The following is a 3811-nucleotide window of genomic DNA, read 5'->3' as shown; positions in this document are numbered from 1 at the left end:
ATGCTGAGCATATCTGATAATCCCTTCGTCTTTTTAGTATTAGTAAACATCTTTTTATTGTTAGTTGGAACAGTTTTAGATGGAATTGCAGCTTTAATAATTTTAGTACCCGTGATGATGCCTTTACTTGCCACCTATCAAATTGATCCAGTGCATTTTGGCGTTATTATTTGTATAAACCTAACAATTGGGTTACTAACTCCTCCAGTAGGGACTGGATTATTTATTGTATCTTCCATTGCAGATGTAAAGTTTGAACGTTTAGTGAAAGCCATTTTGCCGTTTTTAGGAATGGCAATAATTGTTTTACTAGTCCTCACTTATTGGGAAGATGCTGTCCTGTGGATTCCAAATTTGTATAAAGATTAACTTCATTCAATTTGTACATTAATTACATCCCATCTATATTGAAGGTTTTTAAACTTCATATCATAGATTGGGGTGTTTTTGCATATTAATTATTGTTTATTAATAATTCGCACCTGCGAAAAATAAATAAATAAATTATTCACGCTATTCCATATTATGAAATAGTTGCGTTGAGTGAAAAAAAAATATTCGATATATTTATTGTACTTTGATAGATAAAGAGAGGTAGGAGAAATATGGATGTAAGAGAGTTAAGAAATTGCTTTGGACAATTTGCAACGGGGGTAACGGTAATTACCTGGAAAGATGACCAGGGGGAAAGACATGGTATAACTGTGAACTCGTTTACTTCTGTTTCCTTAGATCCAGCACTCGTACTCGTTTCAATTGCGAAAAATGCAAAAGCTTGTTCAGGATTAAAAAATAGTTCATTTGTAATTAATGTGTTATCTGAATCTCAGGAATCATATGCTTGGCAATTTGCCGGTCGACCAGATGAAAATCTAGTTGTCGAATGGGAAGAATCCAATGGTCTTCCACATCTGAAAAATGCACTTGCAACGTTTGAATGTATTCCATGGGCAGAATATGAAGGTGGCGATCATATTTTGTACGTAGGGAAAGTTGAGGATTTCTCATATAGCGATGAAGAAGGACTAATATTCTTTAGAGGAAAATTTATTAAAAAAGAAATGCAGCAGCCGGCTTTATAAAGTTAACATTGGAGGAATGAAAAATGGGGATTAGATCAGGAGTAGATTATATTAACGCGTTAAAATCTCGCCAACCAGAAGTTTGGTTAGGTGGGAGAAAAATTAAGGATTTAACTAATGAGCCAGTATTTAAGCAACCAATTAAGGAACTCGCAAGACTATTCGATATGCAACACGATGCGAAATATCAGGATAAAATTACTCATATCTGTCAAGAAACTGGTGAACGTGTCAATAACGCCTTTCTCATCCCACGTAATGGAGAGGATTTGAAAGCACGCCGAGAACTGTTTGAAGTTTGGGCGCAGGCGACATTTGGTTTAATGGGGAGAACACCCGATTTCTTAGGCACTGTAATAACTGCAATGGCTTCAAATGACTGGTTCTTTAGACAGTATGGAGAACAGTGGGGAGATAATATTGTAAATTACTATAAATATATTAGAGATAACGATTTATTTCTAACACATGCAATTATTAATCCACAGAATGATAGGAGTAAAGCTTCGAATGAGCAAGAAGATACCTACACGCACTTAGGTGTTGTAAAAGAGACAGAAGAAGGCTTAATTGTTCGAGGCTCTAAAATGCTTGCAACGCTTGCACCACTTACAGATGAGGTAATTATTTATTCTTATCCAAGTTTTAAACCTGGAGACGAGAAGTATGCAATTTCATTTGCTCTTCCTATCGACACCCCTGGGTTACGGATTTTATGTCGCGAAGAAACACAGAATGGCACAAGGTCAACATGGGATCATCCATTAGCATCTAGATTTGAGGAAATGGATGCAATGTTAGTGTTTAATGATGTTTTAGTTCCATGGGACCGTGTTTTCATTAATCAAAATGTAGAAGCAGGTAATTTACTTTATCCTAAAACAGGTATCAATTTACAGCCATCCCATCAATCAGGAGTTAGGGGTCTTGTAAAACTTTCATTTGCTACAGAGGTAGCATGTTCAGTTGCAGATTCTATTGGTGTTGATGGATTCCTAAATGTTCAAAATCAATTAGCTGAGCTTTTACAAGGAGTTGAGACGATTAGGGCTTTAGTACGTGTTTCTGAGTATGAGTATGTCATGACTCCATATGGTGAAGCAATTCCAGCAATTATTCCACTTGAAACTGTCCGTGGACTATTACCAAAATTGTATCCAAGAGCAGTAGAAATCCTACAAATCATAGGAGCAGGTGGGCTTTTGATGTCACCAACTGGTGCTGACTTTGCAAATCCAGAGTTAACAGATGATATGAATAAACATTATGTTGGTCGTTCAGGAGTAGCCGCTGACGAGCGAGTACGTCTATTTAAGTTGGCTTGGGATCTTTGCGGAGAAGCATTTGGTCAAAGACTTGTTCAATATGAGAGATACTACTCAGGAGATCCTATTCGTAAAATGGCAATGTTTTACGGTATGCACAAACGAAATAATCCAACATATCCAATGGTGCAAAAAGCCCTTKAGGATTCACTAGAAATGTCAAGAACAGCCGTGACTAATTAACTTCTTTGTAAATGAAAGCGTTTTCGATAATTTGTAAATTAAAAGAAAAAACTATAAAACGGAGGTAACATTGATGACAAAATCAACTATGGCTAAATTACAAGCATTTAACTTACTGGGTTGGATTGAAGAGAACAAAGACAAACTTAAACCACCTGTTAATAATAAAGTCCTTTGGGAAGATTCTGAATTTATTTGTATGATTTTGGGTGGTCCAAATAAACGCCGTGATTTCCATGTAGATCCTTCGGATGAATTCTTTTATCAGATAAAAGGAGATTGCTTCGTTGAAATTATTAACAAAGAAGGCGAACGTGAAGTTATTACAGTTAAAGAAGGAGAGGTATTTATGTTACCAGCAATGGTTCCTCATTCTCCTCACCGTATTGCTGATACCTTTGGTTTAGTAATTGAACGAAAACGGGCTCAAGGTGAATTAGAAGATTTTGTTTGGTTCTGTGATAAGTGTAATCACAAAATGCATGTAAATCGTGTTCAATTAACAGATATTGAAAAACAAGTAAAAGGCGCAATTGAAGAATTCAATAGTAGTGAAGAACTACGCAAATGTGAGAAATGCGGCCACGTCATGTCTGAAGAAGTCGGATTATGGAAATAAGAGTAGACTTTCATACACATATTATTCCAGAAGAAATACCTGAATTCGCAAAAAAGTATGGTGGAAGTCGTTGGCCAACATTAGAAAAAACGTGTTCTTGTGGTGCTAATATCATGGTCGCTGGAAAAGTATTTCGTGAAGTGACAGATCAAGTCTGGAGTCCGGAAAAAAGAATCCGTGATATGGACGAAGAGGGTGTTGATATTCAAGTGTTATCGCCTATTCCAGTGACGTTTTCTTATTGGGCTGAAGCTGAAGCTGCAGAAGAAATGTCGAAAATCCAAAATGACTTTATCAGTAATACAGTTAAACAATATCCTGATCGTTTTATTGGTTTGGGGACTGTACCTTTGCAAGATGTAAAAGTATCGATCCGAGAAATGGACCGATGTATGCATGAGTTAGGATTAAAAGGTATTGAAATTGGCACGAATATTAATGGTAAGAATTTAGATGACCCTTCATTTTTAGCATTTTTTGAAATGGCGGAGAAGTGGGAAGTTCCACTGTTCGTTCATCCTTGGGAAACATTAGGCACAGATCGAATGCCTCGACATAATTTTATGTACACCGTTGGTATGCCAAGTGAAACAGCCTTAGCT

General features: G+C 36.5%; 5 protein-coding genes. All 5 read left to right on the top strand.

Annotation, left to right across the window (positions count from 1 at the left end; genetic code table 11):
- Nucleotides 1-369 (top strand): TRAP transporter large permease subunit (locus tag AC1DOS_RS18600; RefSeq protein WP_477538699.1); only part of this gene is annotated, 369 nt, incomplete at its 5' end.
- Nucleotides 370-605: 236 nt separating this feature from the next.
- Nucleotides 606-1082 carry a flavin reductase family protein gene (locus AC1DOS_RS18595; RefSeq protein ID WP_477538698.1) on the top strand — a complete coding sequence of 159 codons (477 nt, stop codon included), beginning with the start codon at nucleotides 606-608 and terminating at the stop codon, nucleotides 1080-1082.
- Between the two features lie 23 nt (nucleotides 1083-1105).
- Nucleotides 1106-2590: a 4-hydroxyphenylacetate 3-hydroxylase family protein gene (locus AC1DOS_RS18590; protein ID WP_477538697.1), complete on the top strand. Its 1485-nt coding sequence runs from the start codon at nucleotides 1106-1108 to the stop codon at nucleotides 2588-2590.
- A gap of 73 nt (nucleotides 2591-2663) precedes the next feature.
- Nucleotides 2664-3209, top strand: coding sequence for a 3-hydroxyanthranilate 3,4-dioxygenase (locus tag AC1DOS_RS18585; protein WP_369973742.1), 546 nt, complete (start codon nucleotides 2664-2666; stop codon nucleotides 3207-3209).
- A partial coding sequence (locus AC1DOS_RS18580) for an amidohydrolase family protein (protein ID WP_477538696.1) occupies nucleotides 3200-3811 on the top strand: 612 nt, incomplete at its 3' end. The genes AC1DOS_RS18585 and AC1DOS_RS18580, both read left to right, overlap by 10 nt.

The sequence above is a fragment of the Paenisporosarcina sp. P5_A11 genome, assembly GCF_056400705.1.
Note: the sequence above shows the minus strand (reverse complement) of the source record. Positions and strands in the feature narration are given on the sequence as shown.

Bases quoted from the DNA above. Each gene is read 5' to 3' on its own strand.
- AC1DOS_RS18585 (WP_369973742.1), top strand. From the start codon at position 2,664: ATGACAAAATCAACTATGGCTAAATTACAAGCATTTAACTTACTGGGT.
- AC1DOS_RS18595 (WP_477538698.1), top strand. From the start codon at position 606: ATGGATGTAAGAGAGTTAAGAAATTGCTTTGGACAATTTGCAACGGGG.